This window comes from bacterium endosymbiont of Pedicinus badii (assembly GCF_002075085.1).
Lineage (GTDB): Bacteria > Pseudomonadota > Gammaproteobacteria > Enterobacterales > Enterobacteriaceae > PRUG.
Window position 1 is genome coordinate 1 of record NZ_LKAS01000001.1, and the last position, 18,487, is coordinate 18,487.

At 28.0% G+C, this 18,487-nt stretch carries 16 protein-coding genes, 1 tRNA gene and 3 rRNA genes; 14 read left to right on the plus strand and 6 right to left on the minus strand.

Annotated elements, in window-relative coordinates:
• Window positions 1-88: 88 nt before the first annotated feature.
• From AOQ89_RS00005 to rrf, 3 genes are all read left to right on the plus strand, one after another.
• A 16S ribosomal RNA gene (locus AOQ89_RS00005) occupies window positions 89-1,665 on the plus strand.
• Between the two features lie 84 nt (window positions 1,666-1,749).
• Window positions 1,750-4,677 (plus strand): 23S ribosomal RNA (locus AOQ89_RS00010).
• A 35-nt stretch (window positions 4,678-4,712) separates the two neighbouring features.
• A 5S ribosomal RNA gene (rrf, locus tag AOQ89_RS00015) occupies window positions 4,713-4,828 on the plus strand.
• The 16S, 23S and 5S rRNA genes sit together here, the layout of an rRNA operon.
• A 23-nt stretch (window positions 4,829-4,851) precedes the next feature.
• On the opposite strand, the gene gloB is transcribed toward rrf, so the two are convergent.
• Window positions 4,852-5,589 (minus strand): hydroxyacylglutathione hydrolase, encoded by a 738-nt coding sequence (gene gloB, locus AOQ89_RS00020; RefSeq protein ID WP_080872053.1) that lies wholly within the window; start codon window positions 5,587-5,589, stop codon window positions 4,852-4,854.
• Window positions 5,586-6,029, minus strand: a complete 444-nt coding sequence (rnhA, locus tag AOQ89_RS00025; RefSeq protein WP_080872056.1) for a ribonuclease HI — start codon at window positions 6,027-6,029, stop codon at window positions 5,586-5,588. Before rnhA ends, gloB begins: the two co-directional genes overlap by 4 nt.
• A gap of 50 nt (window positions 6,030-6,079) precedes the next feature.
• Between rnhA and dnaQ the strand changes: the two genes are divergently transcribed.
• The 3 genes from dnaQ (at window position 6,080) to AOQ89_RS00040 (ending at window position 7,471) form a co-directional block, all read left to right on the plus strand.
• Window positions 6,080-6,781: a DNA polymerase III subunit epsilon gene (gene dnaQ / locus AOQ89_RS00030; protein ID WP_080872059.1), complete on the plus strand. Its 702-nt coding sequence runs from the start codon at window positions 6,080-6,082 to the stop codon at window positions 6,779-6,781.
• Between the two features lie 30 nt (window positions 6,782-6,811).
• Window positions 6,812-7,396 (plus strand): D-sedoheptulose 7-phosphate isomerase, encoded by a 585-nt coding sequence (gene lpcA, locus AOQ89_RS00035; RefSeq protein ID WP_080872062.1) that lies wholly within the window; start codon window positions 6,812-6,814, stop codon window positions 7,394-7,396.
• Window position 7,397: 1 nt separating this feature from the next.
• Window positions 7,398-7,471, plus strand: a tRNA-Thr gene (locus tag AOQ89_RS00040).
• Between the two features lie 4 nt (window positions 7,472-7,475).
• Here the strand turns inward: AOQ89_RS00040 and AOQ89_RS00045 are convergent.
• Together AOQ89_RS00045 and AOQ89_RS00050 are read right to left on the minus strand one after the other, a co-directional pair.
• A complete protein-coding gene (locus tag AOQ89_RS00045; protein ID WP_080872066.1) occupies window positions 7,476-8,438 on the minus strand; it encodes a magnesium transporter in 963 nt (320 codons plus the stop codon).
• 41 nt (window positions 8,439-8,479) lie between these two features.
• Window positions 8,480-9,082, minus strand: coding sequence for a peroxiredoxin (locus AOQ89_RS00050; protein WP_080872071.1), 603 nt, complete (start codon window positions 9,080-9,082; stop codon window positions 8,480-8,482).
• A gap of 151 nt (window positions 9,083-9,233) precedes the next feature.
• Here AOQ89_RS00050 and yajC point away from each other — a divergent pair, with 151 nt between their 5' ends.
• The 8 genes from yajC to AOQ89_RS00090 all read left to right on the plus strand — a co-directional run bounded on the left by yajC (window position 9,234) and on the right by AOQ89_RS00090 (window position 15,765).
• Window positions 9,234-9,569 carry a preprotein translocase subunit YajC gene (yajC, locus tag AOQ89_RS00055; protein WP_080872072.1) on the plus strand — a complete coding sequence of 112 codons (336 nt, stop codon included), beginning with the start codon at window positions 9,234-9,236 and terminating at the stop codon, window positions 9,567-9,569.
• Window positions 9,570-9,588: 19 nt separating this feature from the next.
• Window positions 9,589-11,382 carry a protein translocase subunit SecD gene (gene secD / locus AOQ89_RS00060; protein ID WP_080872074.1) on the plus strand — a complete coding sequence of 598 codons (1,794 nt, stop codon included), beginning with the start codon at window positions 9,589-9,591 and terminating at the stop codon, window positions 11,380-11,382.
• Complete coding sequence (gene secF, locus AOQ89_RS00065; RefSeq protein WP_080872076.1) at window positions 11,379-12,293, plus strand: protein translocase subunit SecF; 915 nt, start codon at window positions 11,379-11,381, stop codon at window positions 12,291-12,293. Before secD ends, secF begins: the two co-directional genes overlap by 4 nt.
• Before the next feature lie 17 nt (window positions 12,294-12,310).
• Window positions 12,311-13,435, plus strand: coding sequence for a bifunctional diaminohydroxyphosphoribosylaminopyrimidine deaminase/5-amino-6-(5-phosphoribosylamino)uracil reductase RibD (gene ribD, locus AOQ89_RS00070; RefSeq protein WP_080872078.1), 1,125 nt, complete (start codon window positions 12,311-12,313; stop codon window positions 13,433-13,435).
• Between the two features lie 22 nt (window positions 13,436-13,457).
• Window positions 13,458-13,916: a 6,7-dimethyl-8-ribityllumazine synthase gene (ribH, locus tag AOQ89_RS00075; RefSeq protein WP_080872080.1), complete on the plus strand. Its 459-nt coding sequence runs from the start codon at window positions 13,458-13,460 to the stop codon at window positions 13,914-13,916.
• Window positions 13,917-13,924: 8 nt separating this feature from the next.
• Entirely contained in the window at window positions 13,925-14,329 is a 405-nt protein-coding gene (gene nusB, locus AOQ89_RS00080) for a transcription antitermination factor NusB (RefSeq protein WP_080872082.1), read from the plus strand.
• A gap of 64 nt (window positions 14,330-14,393) precedes the next feature.
• Window positions 14,394-15,287, plus strand: coding sequence for a thiamine-phosphate kinase (gene thiL, locus AOQ89_RS00085; RefSeq protein WP_342585750.1), 894 nt, complete (start codon window positions 14,394-14,396; stop codon window positions 15,285-15,287).
• Window positions 15,268-15,765, plus strand: a complete 498-nt coding sequence (locus tag AOQ89_RS00090) for a phosphatidylglycerophosphatase A family protein (protein ID WP_080872086.1) — start codon at window positions 15,268-15,270, stop codon at window positions 15,763-15,765. Before thiL ends, AOQ89_RS00090 begins: the two co-directional genes overlap by 20 nt.
• On the opposite strand, the gene dxs is transcribed toward AOQ89_RS00090, so the two are convergent.
• Window positions 15,758-17,566 carry a 1-deoxy-D-xylulose-5-phosphate synthase gene (gene dxs / locus AOQ89_RS00095; RefSeq protein ID WP_080872090.1) on the minus strand — a complete coding sequence of 603 codons (1,809 nt, stop codon included), beginning with the start codon at window positions 17,564-17,566 and terminating at the stop codon, window positions 15,758-15,760. The two genes, AOQ89_RS00090 and dxs, sit on opposite strands and share 8 nt — an antisense overlap.
• A gap of 23 nt (window positions 17,567-17,589) precedes the next feature.
• Window positions 17,590-18,486 carry a ketopantoate reductase family protein gene (locus AOQ89_RS00100; protein WP_080872092.1) on the minus strand — a complete coding sequence of 299 codons (897 nt, stop codon included), beginning with the start codon at window positions 18,484-18,486 and terminating at the stop codon, window positions 17,590-17,592.
• Between the last annotated feature and the right edge of the window lies 1 nt (window position 18,487).

Consider the following 18,487-nt stretch of genomic DNA (forward strand, 5'->3'; position numbering starts at 1 on the left):
AATATTTTTAGTTCTTTAAAATATAAAATTTTCGTGTAGACAATACTGCTATTGTATCTACAAAAATTGTTTGTTAGTACGAAATTTCAAATTGAAGAGTTTGATCATGGCTCAGATTGAACGCTGGCGGCAAGCCTAACACATGCAAGTCGAGCGGCAGCGGAAAAAAAGATTTATTTCTTTTTTTGCCGGCGAGCGGCGAACGGGTGAGTAATATCTGGGGATCTGCCATAAGGATTGGGATAACTATTGGAAACGATAGCTAATACCGAATAAAATCATTTTTTAAAATGATTAAAGTAGGGGATCAATTTTTTGACCTTATGCCTTTTGAGGAACCCAGACGAGATTAGCTAGTAGGTAAGGTAATGGCTTACCTAGGCTACGATCTCTAGCTGATCTGAGAGGATAATCAGCCACACTGGAACTGAGACACGGTCCAGACTCCTACGGGAGGCAGCAGTGGGGAATATTGCACAATGGGGGAAACCCTGATGCAGCTATGCCGCGTGTGCGAAGAAGGCCTTAGGGTTGTAAAGCACTTTCGGTGGGAAAGAAGGTTTTTAGTACTAAAAATGCTAAAAACTTGACGTTACCTACAGAAGAAGCACTGGCTAACTCCGTGCCAGCAGCCGCGGTAATACGGAGAGTGCTAGCGTTAATCGGAATTACTGGGCGTAAAGAGTGCGCAGGTTGTTTATTAAGTCAGATGTGAAATCCCTAAGCTTAACTTAGGAACTGCATTTGAAACTAACAAACTAGAGTATCGTAGAGGGGGGTAGAATTCCAGGTGTAGCGGTGAAATGCGTAGATATCTGGAAGAATACCAGTGGCGAAGGCGACCCCCTGGACGAATACTGACACTCATGCACGAAAGCGTGGGGAGCAAACAGGATTAGATACCCTGGTAGTCCACGCCGTAAACGATGTCGATTTGAAGGTTGTAGTATGTTTTTAAAACTGTAGCTTTCGAAGTTAACACGTTAAATCGACCGCCTGGGGAGTACAACCGCAAGGTTAAAACTCAAATGAATTGACGGGGGTCCGCACAAGCGGTGGAGCATGTGGTTTAATTCGATGCAACGCGAAGAACCTTACCTACTCTTGACATCCAGAGAATTTAGCAGAGATGCTTTAGTGCCTTAGGGAACTCTGAGACAGGTGCTGCATGGCTGTCGTCAGCTCGTGTTGTGAAATGTTGGGTTAAGTCCCGCAACGAGCGCAACCCTTATCTTTTGTTGCCAGCGATTTTTTTTAGTCGGGAACTCAAAAGAGACTGCCGGTGATAAATCGGAGGAAGGCGAGGATGACGTCAAGTCATCATGGCCCTTACGAGTAGGGCTACACACGTGCTACAATGGCATATACAAAAAGAAGCGAATTCGCAAGAATTAGCAAAACTTATAAAATATGTCGTAATCCGGATTGGAGTCTGCAACTCGACTCCATGAAGTCGGAATCGCTAGTAATCGTGTATCAGAATGGCACGGTGAATACGTTCTCGGGCCTTGTACACACCGCCCGTCACACCATGGAAGTGGGTTGCAAAAGAAGCAAGCAGTTTAACCATTTACTTGGAAAACACTTACCACTTTGTGATTCATGACTGGGGTGAAGTCGTAACAAGGTAACTGTAGGGGAACCTGCAGTTGGATCACCTCCTTACATTTTTAAAAGATACGAAAAAAATTATTGTCTACACAATTTAATTGACTAGCAAATTCTAATAAAACAATTTATATATTACGAGGTTAAGTGAATAAGCGTATATGGTGGATGCCTTGGCAGTCAAAGGCGAAGAAGGACGTGCTAATCTGCGATAAGCATCGGAAAGTTGATAAGAAACGATATTTATCCGGTGATTTCCGAATAGGGAAACCAAATACTTTAAAAAAAGTATTATTACTAAATGAAAAAATAGTTTAGTAAAGCTAACCAGGAGAACTGAAACATCTTAGTAACCTGAGGAAAAGAAATCAAATTTGAGATTCCCTTAGTAGTGGCGAGTGAAAAGGGAACAGCCCAGAGAAATAAGAAGTACAAAAATTAGAAGAATAGACTTGGAAAATCTAGCTAAAAAAGGTGATAGCCCTGTATTCGAAAATTTTTGTATTTCTTTCTCAAAAGAGTAGAACGAGACACGAGAAATCTTGTTTGAAGATAGGGGGACCATCCTCTAAGGCTAAATACTCTTGACTGACCGATAGTGAACAAGTACCGTGAGGGAAAGGCGAAAAGAACCCCTGATAGGGGAGTGAAATAGAACCTGAAACCGTATACGTACAAGCAGTAGGAGCGCTTTTTTTTTAGCGTGACTGCGTACCTTTTGTATAATGGGTCAGCGACTTATATTCTATAGCGAGGTTAACTTTATAAAAAAGGAAGCCGTAGGGAAACCGAGTCTTAAAAGGGCGATGTATGTTGTATAAGTTGTAGGATATAGACCCGAAACCCGGTGATCTAACTATGAGCAGGTTGAAAATTGGGTAAATCCAATCGGAGGACCGAACCGACTAATGTTGAAAAATTAGCGGATGACTTGTGGTTAGGGGTGAAAGGCCAATCAAACCGGGAGATAGCTGGTTCTCCCCGAAAGCTATTTAGGTAGCGCCTTATAAATTCATCTTTGGGGGTAGAGCACTGTTTTGGTTAGGGGTTCATACTGGACTACCAATCCAATGCAAACTTCGAATACCAAAGAATGCTATTATAGGAGACACACGTCGGGTGCTAACGTCCGTCGTGGAAAGGGAAACAACCCAGATCACCAGCTAAGGTCCCTAAGTTATAATTAAGTGGGAAACGATGTGAGAAGGCAAAAACAGCCAGGATGTTGGCTTAGAAGCAGCCATCATTTAAAGAAAGCGTAATAGCTCACTGGTTTAGTCATCTTGCGCGAAAGATATAACGGGGCTAAATTATACACCGAAGCTGTGACAACAATCTATTTGTTGGGTAGGGGAGCGTTCTGTATGCTGTAGAAGATATATTGAAAAATATATTGGAAGTATCAGAAGTGCGAATGCTGACATAAGTAACGATAAAGCAGGTGAAAAACCTGCTCGCCGAAAGAATAAGGGTTCCTGTTCAACGTTAATCGAAGCAGGGTAAGTCGATCCTAAGATGAGGCCGAAAGGCGTAGTTGATGGATAACAGGTTAATATTCCTGTACTAAGTATAAATGCGATGGGGGGACGAAGAAAGCTAGATTCTCTGGGTTTTGGACTACCCAGTTTAAGCGAGTAGATGAAAATATAGGAAAAACCGTATTTTACTACATTGAGACGCAAATACGAGTTACTTTAAAAAAGTAATGAAGGAATTAATGCTATGCTTACAAGAAAATCCTCTAAGCACAATTTATATTTAATCGTACCCCAAACCGACACAGGTATTTAAGTAGAGAATACTAAGGCGTTTGAGAAAACTCAGGTGAAGGAACTAGGCAAAATAGTGCCGTAACTTAGGGATAAGGCACGCTGGAAGTAAGTAAGAAAATATACTTTTTAAGCTGAAACCAGTCGAAGATAAGAGCTGGCTGCAACTGTTTATTAAAAACACAGCACTGTGCAAACATGAAAATGGAAGTATACAGTGTGAAGCCTGCCCGGTGCCGGAAGGTTAATTGATGAAGTTATTCGAAAGAAAAAGCTTTTGATAAAAGCCCCGGTAAACGGCGGCCGTAACTATAACGGTCCTAAGGTAGCGAAATTCCTTGTCGGGTAAGTTCCGACCTGCACGAATGGCGTAATGATAGCCAGACTGTCTCCACCTGAGACTCAGTGAAATTGAATTTGCCGTGAAGATGCGGTGTACCCGTGGCAAGACGGAAAGACCCCGTGAACCTTTACTATAGCTTGATATTGAGTATTGAATTTTAATGTGTAGGATAGGTGGGAGACTGTGATGTACGAACGCTAGTTCGTACGGAGTCAACCTTGAAATACCACCCTTTAACATTTGATATTCTAACTCTAATCCGTTATCCGGATTGAAGACAGTGTCTGGTGGGTAGTTTGACTGGGGCGGTCTCCTCCTAAAGAGTAACGGAGGAGTACAAAGGTTAGCTAATCGCGTTTGGAAATCGCGAGTTTAGTGTAAAGGCATAAGCTAGCTTAACTGCAAGAGCGACAGCTCGAGCAGATGCGAAAGCAGGTCTTAGTGATCCGGTGGTTCTGTATGGAAGGGCCATCGCTCAACGAATAAAAGGTACTCCGGGGATAACAGGCTAATACCGCCCAAGAGTTCATATCGACGGCGGTGTTTGGCACCTCGATGTCGGCTCATCACATCCTGGGGCTGAAGTAGGTCCCAAGGGTATGGCTGTTCGCCATTTAAAGTGGTACGCGAGCTGGGTTTAGAACGTCGTGAGACAGTTCGGTCCCTATCTGCCATGGGCGTTGGAAGATTGAGAAGAGCTACTCCTAGTACGAGAGGACCGGAGTGGACGTACCTCTGGTGTTCGGGTTGTCATGCCAATGGCATTGCCCGGTAGCTATGTACGGAAAAGATAACCGCTGAAAGCATCTAAGCGGGAAACTTACTTCAAGATAAGTCTTCCCAAAAACTTTAAGTTTTCTTAAGGAACGTTAAAGACTATGACGTTGATAGGTCGGATGTGTAAGCACTGCGAAGTGTTCAGCTAACCGATACTAATGATCCGTGAGGCTTAACCTCGTGAATATATAAATTGTTTATCGAATAAAAATTGTTTTGGTAAATATAACGCGATTGATCCACCTGAAACCATTCCGAACTCAGAAGTTAAATATCGTAGTGCCGATAGTAGTGTAAATTTCTTTTATGCGAGGGTAGGAAATTGCCGGACAATTTTTATTCAAATAATAAAAATTAAAAATTATCTTTCATTTTTCTAATAATAGAAAAAATTTCTAATTCATCATTAGTGCTAAATTTTTTTTTCATAATGTTTTTTGCGCAATGAAAAAAAATATTAATTTTTTTTTCTATTTTTAAATTTGTAGGTAAGGTACTTATTTGATTTTTTCTTAAATTTTTAACTTTTTCATAAAACTTTTGATAAACCTTATTTTTTGGAAAAAGACTTTTAGAAAAAAAAATATTATTTAGTGTATATTCGTGACTAGGAAAGATGATAGTCTCTTCAGGAAGTTCCTTAATTTTATTTAAGGAAGAGTACATAGTTTTCATATTTGTTTCAAATACTCTTCCGCATCCACCAGAAAATAAAGTATCTCCACAAAATAACCAAGGTTTTAAGTAGTATCCTACATGATATTTAGTATGTCCTGGAATTTGTAAAATTTTACAACTTTTTTGGAAAATATTTATTGAATATTTTTTTGTTATTATATCAATATTTTTTAAAAAAATTTCTTTAGGACCGAAAACGGTAGTTTTTGGAAAAAATTTTAAAATACCATGCACTCCTTCTGTATGGTCGATATGATGGTGAGTTAAAAATATAGATATTTTTTTTATTTTTTGATTTTCTAAAAATTTTATAATTTTTTTAGATTCTCCTGGATCTATAATAAGATATTCATGTTTATTTTGTACAATCCAAATATAATTATCAGAGAAACAAGGTATTTGAATAATTTTCATTTTATTCTGTATTTTTTTGCAGCATTTTTTGCAATTTTATCACATATCTCATTTTCTTTTATTCTATTATGAGATTTGATCCAATTCCAACAAAGAATATGATTTTTGCTACAAGATAATAAATTTTTCCAAAGATCTGCATTTTTTATAAATTTTTTTCTGCTATTTTTCCAATTTTTTTCTTTCCATACATAAATCCATTTTGTAATTCCATCGTATAGGTATCTACTATCTGTACTAATACTAATTTTACAAGGAAACTTTAAAAATTTTATAGCATAAATAGCAGCGGTAAGTTCCATACGGTTATTAGTTGTATTTTTAAAACCTTTACTAAAGGTTCTGTTATAATTTCTGTACTTAAAAAGTATACCTAATCCACCAGGACCAGGATTATTTAAGCAAGAACCATCTATAAAGATTTCAACTTTTTTGTACATTTGTTATAGTATAATTATGTATCAATATTTTTAATTATACTATAAAAGAAATGAAAGATAGAAAAATTATATTAGATACAGAAACTACAGGAATGAATAAATTTGGAGTACACTATTTAGGACATAGAATTATAGAAATAGGAGCTGTTGAAATAGTTAATAGAAAAATTACAAATAATATTTTTCATACTTATATAAATCCTAATAGAAAAATTGAAAAAGAAGCTTTCTTGATACATAAAATTGATGAAAAATTTTTGCAGAATAAACCAAAATTTCATGAGATAGCAGAAAAATTTATCAATTTTATTCAAAATAGTGAACTAATTATACATAATGCAAAATTTGATGTAGGATTTATTAACTATGAGTTAAGTTTTTTAAAATATAAAATAAAAAAAATAGAAGAAATATGCAAAATAGTGGATACTCTAAAAATTGCTAGAAGTTTATTTCCTGGAAAACCAAATAATTTAGATGCTTTATGTTCTAGATATTCTATTGGAAAAGAAAAAAGAAAAATTCATAGTGCTATACTAGATGCTAAAATATTAGCAAATATATTTCTTAAAATGACTGGGGGACAAACTTTAATGGATTTTAGAAAAAAATACGAAAATAAAAAAATTATTTATCAAAAAAAAAATAGAAAAATAAGGGTTCTGTTTCCTAGTATAGAAGAAGAAAAAGAACACAAAAAAAGTATGGATATTATACAAAAAAATTCTGGATTTTGTTATTGGAATAGATAAATTTTGTTAATTAATTATTTTAAAAATAAAATGTATAAAAAAATTATTTTAAAAGAATTAAAAGAATCTAAAAGCACCTTAGAAAAATTTATAAAAGAAGAAAAAAATATACTAGATATAGAAAGATCTGCAATAATTCTTTCAGATTGTATAAAGAATAAAAAAAAAGTTTTTTCTTTAGGAAATGGAGGATCTCATTGTGACGCGATGCATTTTGCAGAAGAATTAACAGGAAGATATAGAAATAACAGAAATCCTTATCCAGTTATGACTGTTACAGATCCAAGTTATATAACTTGTGTATCTAATGATTTTGGATATGATAAGGTATTTTCTAGATATTTAGAAGCCTTTGCAAAAAAAGATGATACTTTATTTTGTATTTCTACTTCTGGAAATTCAAAAAACATTCAAGAATCTATTTTTTTTGCAAAAGAAAAAAAAATGAAAATTATTTTTCTTACTAGTAAAAAAAATAAAAATGAATCAATATGTAAATTATCTGATGTAACAATAAAAACTCCATATTCATTTTATTCTGATAGAATACAAGAAATTCATATTAAAATTATACATATTTTAGTTCTGATAATAGAGAAAATACTCCAAAAATAATGCCGATATAGCTCAGAAAGGAAGAGCAATGCATTCGTAATGCAATGGTCATAGGTTCAAATCCTATTATCGGCATTACTTATAAATAATTTAAGAGAAATATTTTAGCTACTTCAAAATATATGATCAATCCAGTTCCATCTATTAAAGTAGAAACAAATGGATTAGATACATTTGTTGGATCAATTTTTAGATGTTTTAGAAAAATTGGAATAATTGTCGATATAATGGAAGTCCAAATTACTATAATGAATAAGGATACAAAAACTACTATTCCTACTTTGTAGTTTATTCCTAGCATTAAAACTCTGATAGTTGATATAGATCCCATACAAACGGCTACTAAAAAAGATGCTAAAACTTCTTTTTTTAAAACAAAGAATACTTTATTTATTTCCAATTTTTCTTGAGACATGGCAACTGTTATCGTATTTACTATTTGCGATCCTACATTTCCTCCAGTTCCTATCAAAAGTGGTATAAAAAAAGATAAAGAAATCACTTTTTCTAATTCATAAGAAAAATGTCTTAAAACTAGACTTGTATAAGATTCTGTTACAAATAAAAGCATTAACCAAATAATTCTTTTTTTCCAAAGTTTTAAGAAAGACGTTTCTAAATAAGTTCTTTTTTTATTTTTTCCACAAAAATTTGATTCCTTTAAGATTTGTAGTACTTTTTTTTTTTTGAATTCTCCAATAATTTTTTTTTTTTTTGTAATTGGAATACAATTCTCTATTCCATAAGGAAAACTTAAATCTTTTTTACATACTTCTGTGATATCTAAAGAGAAAAAATTTTTTTTTGCAATTTTAAAAATAGGTAGAGAATCATTTTTTTCTAAAAAAATAAATTTTAGTGGTACTACTCCTACTAAATAGTTTTTATAATTTACAACATAAATTTGTATAGGTACAAAATCATCAGATATTTTTTTAAGTATGTAGTTTTTTGATTCTTTGATAGAAGTAGAATCTAAAATAGTTATATACTTCCTATTTATATAGTTCACTACTAAACTTTTTCTGTAGAAAAATTTCATTACTATTTCATTTTATAAAACCAAATTTTGGATCTAAAATTTCATAAATCTTTAAGATTTTTTGATAAGTACTCAGAAATTCCTTTAGAATTTGGAACAATTCCTGATTTTCCTAAATTCCATTGAGCAGGACAAACTTGTTTGTGTTTTTCGTAAAATTGAATTGCGTCAATAATTCTAATGATTTCTTCTATATTTCTTCCAAAAGGTAAATCATTAATAATTTCACTTCTTACTATACCATTCTTATCAATTATAAAAACTGCTCTAAGTGCAACTTTTTCTTTTTGATGAATTACATCATATTTTTTCATAATTTTTCTATCTATATCAGAAATCATAGGATACTCAACATTTTCTATTCCTCCATTTGAAATGCTAGTTTTACGCCAAGCATGATGAACAAATACAGAATCTATAGATACTCCAACAATTTTTACATTTCTTTTTTTGAATTCCTTATATCTTTTATTAAAAGCAATAATTTCAGAAGGACAAACAAAAGTAAAATCCATTGGCCAAAAGAAAATTACTCCGTATTTATTTTTCAAATATTTTTTTATATTAAAATTATCTATAATTTTCCCATCTTTTAGAACAGCAGAAGCAGTAAAGTCAGGAATCAATTGTGATACTAATGTCATAAGTACGATTATCCAAGTTATTTTTTTTTAGTATATATAAAAAAGATACAAAAATATAGATTATTTTTAGAAAATAATTTTATAAAATTTTTTATTGCGATTTATAAAAACTATATGTATTATAAAAAACAATTCACCTAAAAATATCAGCATGAATATCTTATATTCTTATGTTTTTGGAAGCACAGATAGTATGAATTCTACAAATAGTTCTTATTCTTTACTAATTATGCTATTAGTTTTATTCTTAGTTTTCTATTTAGTTATTTTTAGACCTCAAAAAAAAAGAGTTCAAGCACATAAAAAATTGATGAATTCGATATCTGCTGGAGATGAAATTCTTACGAATAGTGGACTAATTGGAAAAGTAGTGGAGATAAAAGAATCTGGATACGTTTTAGTTTCTTTAAATAAATCTAATGAAGTTTTAATAAAAAAAGATTTCATATCTATTGTCTTACCAAAAGGTACTATAGAATTACTCTAAAACTGCAGTATAATATAAAATGAAAATTCAAAAAAATTTTTTTTGGAAAAATTCTATTCTACTTATTGTATTTTTTCTTTCTATAATATATTCTTTACCGAATTTTTTAAAATCTCATCCTTATTTACAGGTTTCCTTTACAGAAATATCTGATCCTAACAAAAAATTTTTGTTTATTTCAGATATTCTTAAAAAAAATAAAATTTATTTCAAATCTATAAAAAAATACAAGAATTTTTTTTTTATAAAATTCAAAAATTTTGAATTACAAAATAAAGCAAAAAAAATTCTTTCAAAATATTTAATCGATGCTATTGAAATTTCTTCTAAAAACATATCTACACCCATTTGGATGCAAAAAATTGGAGCCAATTCTATAAAATTAGGTATAGATTTAGTTGGGGGGATAAATTTAGTAGTTAAAGTCAATAAAAACGAATTTTTAAAAGAATTTAATCAAAAAAAAAGAAAATCTATAGAAAATTTTTTAAAGAATGAAAATCTTCCTTATAAAGAAATTATAGAAAAGAATGATGGCATAATAGAGATACTTTTTTATGAAGAATTTTCAAAAAAAAAAACAGTATCTTTTTTACAAAAAAATAATATTAAAATACTCAATTTTAAAAAAAATTCTAAATCTTTAGAATTTAAATTTTTAGAATCTATGGAACAAAAAATTAGCAATTTGGTAGAAAAAAATATCAATATAATAAAAAACAGAATTAAAAAAATAGGTATATCTGAATATTACGTAAGAAAAAAAGGAGACGAATGTATTTCTATAGAAATTCCCAAATTACAAAATATAGAAAAATTTAAAAAAACTATATTTTCTAATACTAGAGTAGAATTTAGAAAGATTGTATATAAAAATATTGAAGAAAAAAACAAATTATTTTTTAGTAAAGATTCAGATTTGTACATTGAATCAATTCCTATATTAGATGGAAATCATATTTTGGATTCAAATGTAAGTATAAATGAGTACGGAGATCCACAAATAAATGTTTTTTTAGATAATCTAGGAGGAAGAATAATAGAAAATTTTACAAGAAAAAATATAGGAAGCTTACTTTCTGTAGTACTTATTAAATTTGATAAAATTGGAAATAAAAATTACCAAGTAGAAGATACTATAAGTATTGCTAAAATTCAATCTGTTATATCAAATAATTTTCGTATTTTAGGTGTCAAAAATGTTCAAGAAGCTAGGAAGATTTCTTACCTATTTAGATCCGGACAATTCGAGCTTCCAATACAAATAATAGAAGAAAAAATAGTAGAGCCTTCTTTAGGAAAAGAAAACATTAAAAAAAGTATCTTATCTTGTGCTATTGGAATACTATTTTCAATGTTGTTTATTACAATACACTACAAATTCTTTGGAGTAATAGCTGCATTTTCTTTAGTATTTACTTTATTTTTAATAATATCAATTTTTTCTATTATTCCAGAAATCACATTAAATATTTATGGATTAGCAGGAATTTTGCTAATTACAGCAATTTCTGTAGACATAAATATACTAATTAATGAAAGAATTAGAGAAGAAAGCAAGAAAGAAAAAGAAGATTTTATAAAAATAATTAAAAAAAGTTATAAAAAAGTATATTCTAGCATTATAGATTCTAGTATAACTACTATAATTGCTTCAATTATTTTAATTTTTTTAGGAAACGAAACAATTAAATCTTTTTCTTATGCTACAATAATAGGCACTCTAATTTCTACTATAAATTCGTTTATATTTACGAAATATATAATAAAATTTTTGATCTACAAAAAATTTTTGAAGAAGTTTTATAAATGAATACAAATTTATTTTTAAAAAAAAATTTTTATCTTCTAAATTTTTTCAAAATAAGAAAAGTATTTTTTATATTTTTTTTTATCCTAGTATTTTTATCACTTTTAGTAATCATAAATAAAAAATTGACTTTTGGAATAGATTTCACTGGAGGAATTTTTTTAGAAATATACTCAGAATCTGATTTTAATCATAAAAATATAAAAAAAATTTTAGAAAAAGAATTCCCTATTAAAAATATAAGTACATTCAAAAATAATACTATGACAATTAGTATTATAGAAAAAAATTTACAAAATAAACAAAAAATATCTCAGAAAATTCTAAAAAAAATTAAGAGTATTGAAAACAAAAATTTTTATATTAAGAAAAATGAGTATATTGGTCCATTAATAGGAAAGAATTCTCTTAATAGAAGTATTTTAGCAATAATATTTTCTATTTTTTCTGTATTTTTTTATATATATGTACGTTTTGAATTAAAAACAGCCATCAGTATACTATATTCTTTATTGAATAATATAACAATTATTTTAGGAATTTTTGCTTTTTTTAAAATTCCAATTGATATAAATACAATTTCTTCTTTTATGGTAATTGTTGGATATTCCTTAAATGATAATATTATAGTATCTGATAGAATTAGAGAAAATTTTAAATTTTATAAAAATTGTAATAGTAAAAATTTTATAGTGTCTATTAAACAAGTTTCTAAAAGGACTATTTTAACTTCTTTAACTACTGTATTTACTTTAATGATACTTATTATTTTTGGATCTTTTTTCCTAAGAAAGTTTTCTTTTTTGCTAATTTTTGGTATTTTTATAGGTACTGTAAATTCTATCTATGTAATTCCATTTATTTTATATAAACTGAAATTAAAAAAACAAGATTTTAAAAAGAAATTTTTATAAATTAAATATAAAACTTTATGGAAAAAGATAAATTTTACCTTTCTAAAGCATTTCAAATAGCTAAAAAAGGAAGATTCACTACATCTCCTAATCCGAATGTAGGTTGTATAATAGTACGAAATTGTAAAATTGTAGGAAAAGGATATCATAAAAAATACGGAGGACCGCATGCAGAAATTTCAGCAATTAAGAAAGCTGGAAAATACTCAATAGGATCGACTATTTATGTCACTTTAGAACCTTGTATTCATTACGGAAAAACTCCTCCATGCGTTAAAGAAATAATAAAAGCTAAAATTACTAAAATAGTAATTGCTATGATTGATCCAAATCCAAAAGTATCCGGAAAAGGGATAAAAACTTTAAAAGAATCTGGAATAGAAGTAAAAGTTTTAAATATGATCAAAGAATCAGAAGAAATAAATTTTGGATTTTTGAAAAGAATGCGTACGGGAATTCCATGGATTAGATTAAAGTTAGCAATTTCTATAGATGGAAAAATAGCTATGAATTCAGGAGAAAGTAAATGGATAACTTGCGAAAAGTCTAGAAGAGATGTTCAAGAATTCAGAGCAGAAAGTGACGCTATACTTTCTACTTCAAATACTATTATAAAAGATGATCCAAATTTGACTGTACGATGGAACTCTTTATCTAGTAGAGTAAAAAAAATATATTCTAAAAATATGTTTAGAAATCCAATAAGGATCATTTTAGATTCAAAAAATAGAATCGATAAAAATAAAAAAATATTTGAAAAAAATAGCGAAATTTGGATAATTAAAACTAATAAGGACAAAAAAAAATGGCCATATTTCGTAAAACAGATAGTTATTCCTACTGAAAAAGTTGATAAAAATGAAGAATATAAATTTGATCTCCTATTTTTAATGAAATATTTAGGAAAAAAAAGAATTAATAATGTACTAGTAGAATCTGGTTCAATCTTTTCTAGTGCTTTGTTGAAAAAAAATTTATTAGATGAAATTATTTTGTATCAGTCTCCTAAATTTTTTGGAAAATATGCAATACCAATGTTCAATTTACCAAAAATAAAAAAATTAGAAGATGCTATTCTATTTAGCTACAAAAGTATTAAAAGAATTGGGAAAGATATTAGAATTATAATGAAAAAAATCTAATAAACAATCTTAAAAAAATAATATGAAATACTATTTAAATCAAAAAGATTTTGAAATTACAATTATTGCGGCAAAATTCAATAAATTTATTAATGAAAAATTAATAGATGGTGCTAAAAATACACTAATAAATGTAGGAAAAATTTCTAATAAAAATATTAAAAAAATTTGGGTTCCAGGAGTTTATGAAATACCATTAATTTGTGATATTGTTTCTGAAAAGAAAAAAAGTTCTGCAGTTATAGCAATTGCTTCTATAATAGAAGGAGAAACTAAGCATGCTAAATATATAGCTCAATCATGTTTTTTACAAATATCTAATATTTCTGTTAAATACCAAATTCCAATTTCTTGTGCGATACTAACTGTGAAAAATTTGAATCAAGCTTTTGAAAGATCTGGAGGAAAATTTGGAAATAGAGGTTCTGAAGCAGCATATTCTGTACTAGAAATGATAGATACAATTGAAAAAATAAAATAGGAAAAATTTTGAATCATTCTTCTAGAAGAAATGCGAGAAAAAATGCTATACAAGCTTTGTATTCCTGGCAAATATCCAAAAATAGTATATATGAAATTGAAAAATATTTCTTTTTAGAAAATAAACTTTTGTATACAGATATTGCTTATTTTAGATTTTTATTTTACGAAGTTTCAAAAAATACCGACAAATTAGATACCATAATGAAACCATATGTTTCAAGAAGTATCAAAAATATAGATTTTATAGAAAAAAATATACTTAGAATTGCAATTTTTGAATTTATGCAAAAGAAAATACCTTATAAAATTGTTATAAATGAAGCAATAGAATTGGCAAAAATATTTGGTTCTGAAAAAAGTTACGCATTTATAAATGGTGTTTTAGATAAAATACATTTAATACTAAAATGAAAGAAAAAAATATTATTAATTTTTTTTTAAGAAAAAAATATTTTCCAAAAATCTTATTAAAGGAATTGGAGATGATTGTGCTATTATTAGACCAGAAAACCAAAAAGATATCATAATTACCACAAATTTAATGGTTTGCGGAATACACTTTTTTTCAAGTATATCTCCTTCTAATTTAGCAGAAAAATTGTTTAGAACTAGTGTTAGTGATATTGCTGCCATGGGGGGTATACCAAATTATATTCTTTTATCAATTACTATGCCTAGTATAAAAAGAATTTGGATAAAAGAATTCAGTAGAAAATTCTTGTTGTGTTTAAAAAAATACAGAATAGATCTAATTGGAGGAGATATAAGTAGAGGTCCTTTATCAATTAATGCTACTACCATAGGGTATGTAGAAAGAAAGAGTAGAATGATGCGTTCTGGAGCTAGAAATAAAGATCTAATATATGTAACAGGAAATTTAGGAGATAGTTTAGTAGGACTAAAAATTTTAGAAAAACAAATATTTTTAAATAATAAAAAAGATTCAGAATACTTTGTAAATAAACATATAAAACCAAAAATAAGACTTTATTGCATGAATAAAATAAGAAATTTTATTAATTCTGCAATTGATATTTCTGATGGAGTAATAAAAGATTTAGATAAAATACTATACTTTAGTAATTGTGGAGCTAAAATATTTTTAGATAAAATTCCTACTTCTAAAAAAATGTCAAAAATTTTTGGTAAAAAAAAATCTTTATACTATGCTATTAATGGAGGTGAAGATCAAGAAATTTGTTTTACAATAAAGAAAAAATATAAAGAAAAAATAGAAAAATTTTTTTTTGATACTGGAATAAAATGTACTAACATAGGTAAGATACTTATGAATAGAAAAATTATTTTTGTAAAAAATAAGAAAATTATTAATTATCCTTGGAAAGGATATGAACATTTTGAAAATTAAAAAAAAGAATAGAGAAAAAATAAAATTTCGATTGCATTTTATGATTGCAACTGTATTCTACATTGGATTGTTTCCTTATATGCCTGGAACATTAGGTACAATATTCGCTACCATATTTTGGAAAACTTATCTAAAAAATTTGAATGTATTTTTGTACACTATTTTTTTATTTTCATTAATTTTTTATGGAATTTATTGTTGTAAATTGGTAGAAAAAAAAACTAGAATAAAAGACAATAGAAAAATTATTTTAGACGAATGCATAGGAATTTGGACTGCATTACTATTTTGTAGAAATTATGATAACAAAACAATTGTATTTGTTTTTATATTGTTCAGATTTTTAGATATCTATAAACCTTGTATTATATCTTTCGTAGAAAAAAACACTAAAGGTGGAGTAAGTGTAGTATTAGATGATATAACTGCAGGATTACTATCCGCTATAATTGTATACTTTATTAATTTTTTTAATTAGTATTTTTGATCCAATTAGAAATTTTTTTTATAATTCCTTTAGTATCTAATCCAATTTCTGAAAGAACTTCTTTTTGTGTTCCATGCGGTATAAATTTATCAGGAAGTCCTATATTTAGTATAGAGGCTCTATTTCTTTTTTTTACGACAATTTCATTTACTGTACTTCCAGCTCCACCTAAAACAGTATTTTCTTCAATTGTGATTAAAAACTTATATTCTTCAGATATTCTATTAATTAAATCTTCGTCTATTGGTTTAACAAATCTCATATCTACTAAAGTTGCATCTAGTTTATTAGAAATAAAATACAATTCTTTTATTAAAGTGCTAAAATTTAAAATAGCAAAAATTTTTCCTATTCTAATAATGTTTGCTTTTCCAATTTTTATAGAAGATTCTTTTATAAAATCAATTTCTTGTACTTCTTTTTTAGGATATCGAATAGCTACTGGACCATCTTTGTACAAATGTCCTATATTCAGCATCATTTTTAGTTCCTTACCACTACTAGGAGTCATTATAATAATATTAGGTATACATCTCAAATATGATAAATCAAAAGCTCCTTGATGAGTAGATCCATCTTCTCCAACGATTCCAGCTCTATCTATAGCAAATAAAATTGGAAGTTTTGGTAATGCAACATCATGAATAATTTGATCGTATGCTCTTTGTAAAAAAGTAGAATATATAGCAACTATAACATTATGTTTTTTAATTGCTAGTCCTGCAGCAAAAGTTATAGCATGTTGTTCAGCTATAGCTACATCAAAATATTGTTTAGGGAATTCTTTAGCAAATTTTGTCATTCCTGAACCTTCTCTCATAGCTGGAGTTATAGCTATCAATTTTTTATCTATTTTAGCAGTAGTACAAAGCCAATTACCAAAAATAGTAGAATAGGTTTTTTGAGATGCAGTTTCTTGAAATTCTCCTTTTTTAATACTAAATTTTTTTACAAAATGCCATTTAATTGGATTTTTCTCTGCAGGCACGTATCCGAATCCTTTTTTTGTAAAAATATTTAACAATTTAGGACCTGGAATATCTTTAATTTTTTTTAGCTTTTTAGTTATTTTTGCAACATCATTTCCATTGTACAAATTGAATACAGAAAAACCGAATTGTAAAAATATATTCTTTAAGATTCTTTTTTTATAGTATATTTCCTTTCCTGAACCGGAAAAAAAATTTTTAAAATTTTTTTTTGTTAATACTTTACTTAAGGTACCTACATTTTCTGAAATAGACATTTTATTATTATTTAAAACTATTAGTATATCTGATTTTGTAATTCCAGTATGGTTAATAGCTTCAAAAGCCATACCTGCAGTAATAGCACCATCTCCAATAACACAAATTGTTTTTCTTTTCGTATTTTGCAAATTTTCTGCTACAGCAATACCTAACCCATAGCTTAAAGATGTGGAAGAATGTCCTACAGAAACACAATCATATTTACTTTCATATATATTAGGAAAAGGATGCAAACCGTTTTTTCTTCTTATAGTATGTATTAAATTTTTTCTTTCTGTTAATATTTTATGAGGATAAGTTTGGTGACCAGTGTCCCATATTATATTATCCTTAGGAGATTCATAAATATAGTGTAGTGCTACAGTAAGTTCTACTACTCCCAATCCAGAAGCGAAGTGTCCTGGATTAGAACTAAATGTACTTAATAGAAAATTTCTTATATCCTCACATAAATTAGATAATTCCTGTTCAGAAATCTTTTTTAATTGTTTCGGATTTTTTATAAAAGGAAGTATTTTGTATTTTTGATTATTGCAATACATATTAGTGCTATAGAAATTTTAATTTAAAAATTACGATTTTTAATTTTAATTTTTTTTTCTATTTTTTTAATTTTTTTAAAAATTTTTTCGTTATTTGGACAAGAAAAATGATATTTTTTGGAAATTTTTAAAACATATCCATTTAGATAGTCTATTTCAGATTTTTTATTTTTTTTTATATCTTGTAGCATGGATGATGTATTTTCTTTAGTATATTCAATAATCTGAATTACATAAAAAAAAAGATTCTTATATTTTATAGAAATATTTTGTGCTTTTATCAAATTAAAAATTTCTTTGCATATTTTTGAAATTTTTTTTTTGAATTTTATTAGTTTTCCATTTTTACAATTGTACAATACTGTTAAAGGATTTATAACACAATTAGCTGTAAATTTTTTCCATATTGGAATCTGTATATTTTTGTGCCAAATAAAATTTAAGTATTTTTGATTAATTCTGATAATTAATCTTTCTTGCTCTTTTTTCATTTTTGTACTTGGACCAATATTAAATTCTCCAAAATAATTTACTTTAATAGTATTTTTATGTAATTCTGTTACAGAATGTGTGGTAAATCCTAATACTATAGGATTTTTTATCCTAGAAATTTTTTCAACTATTCCTAATCCATTACTTAGTAAAAATATGAAAGCACTTTTTTTAATGTATTTTATTATATTTAATATAGCAAGATGTGAATCTTGTGCTTTTGTACAAAAAAATACTATCTTACTATTTTTTAAATGTTTTTTATTATTTATTTGAAAAACAAAAGATTTTTCAGTAAAAAAGAATTTTAAAAATTTTTCTCTTTTTTTAGTCCAACCCTGTACAAAAATACTTTTTTTTGATAATAAAATCATTAAAAATTTTCCAATAGCTCCACATCCTACTACAGTTGCTTTCATTGATTTCATA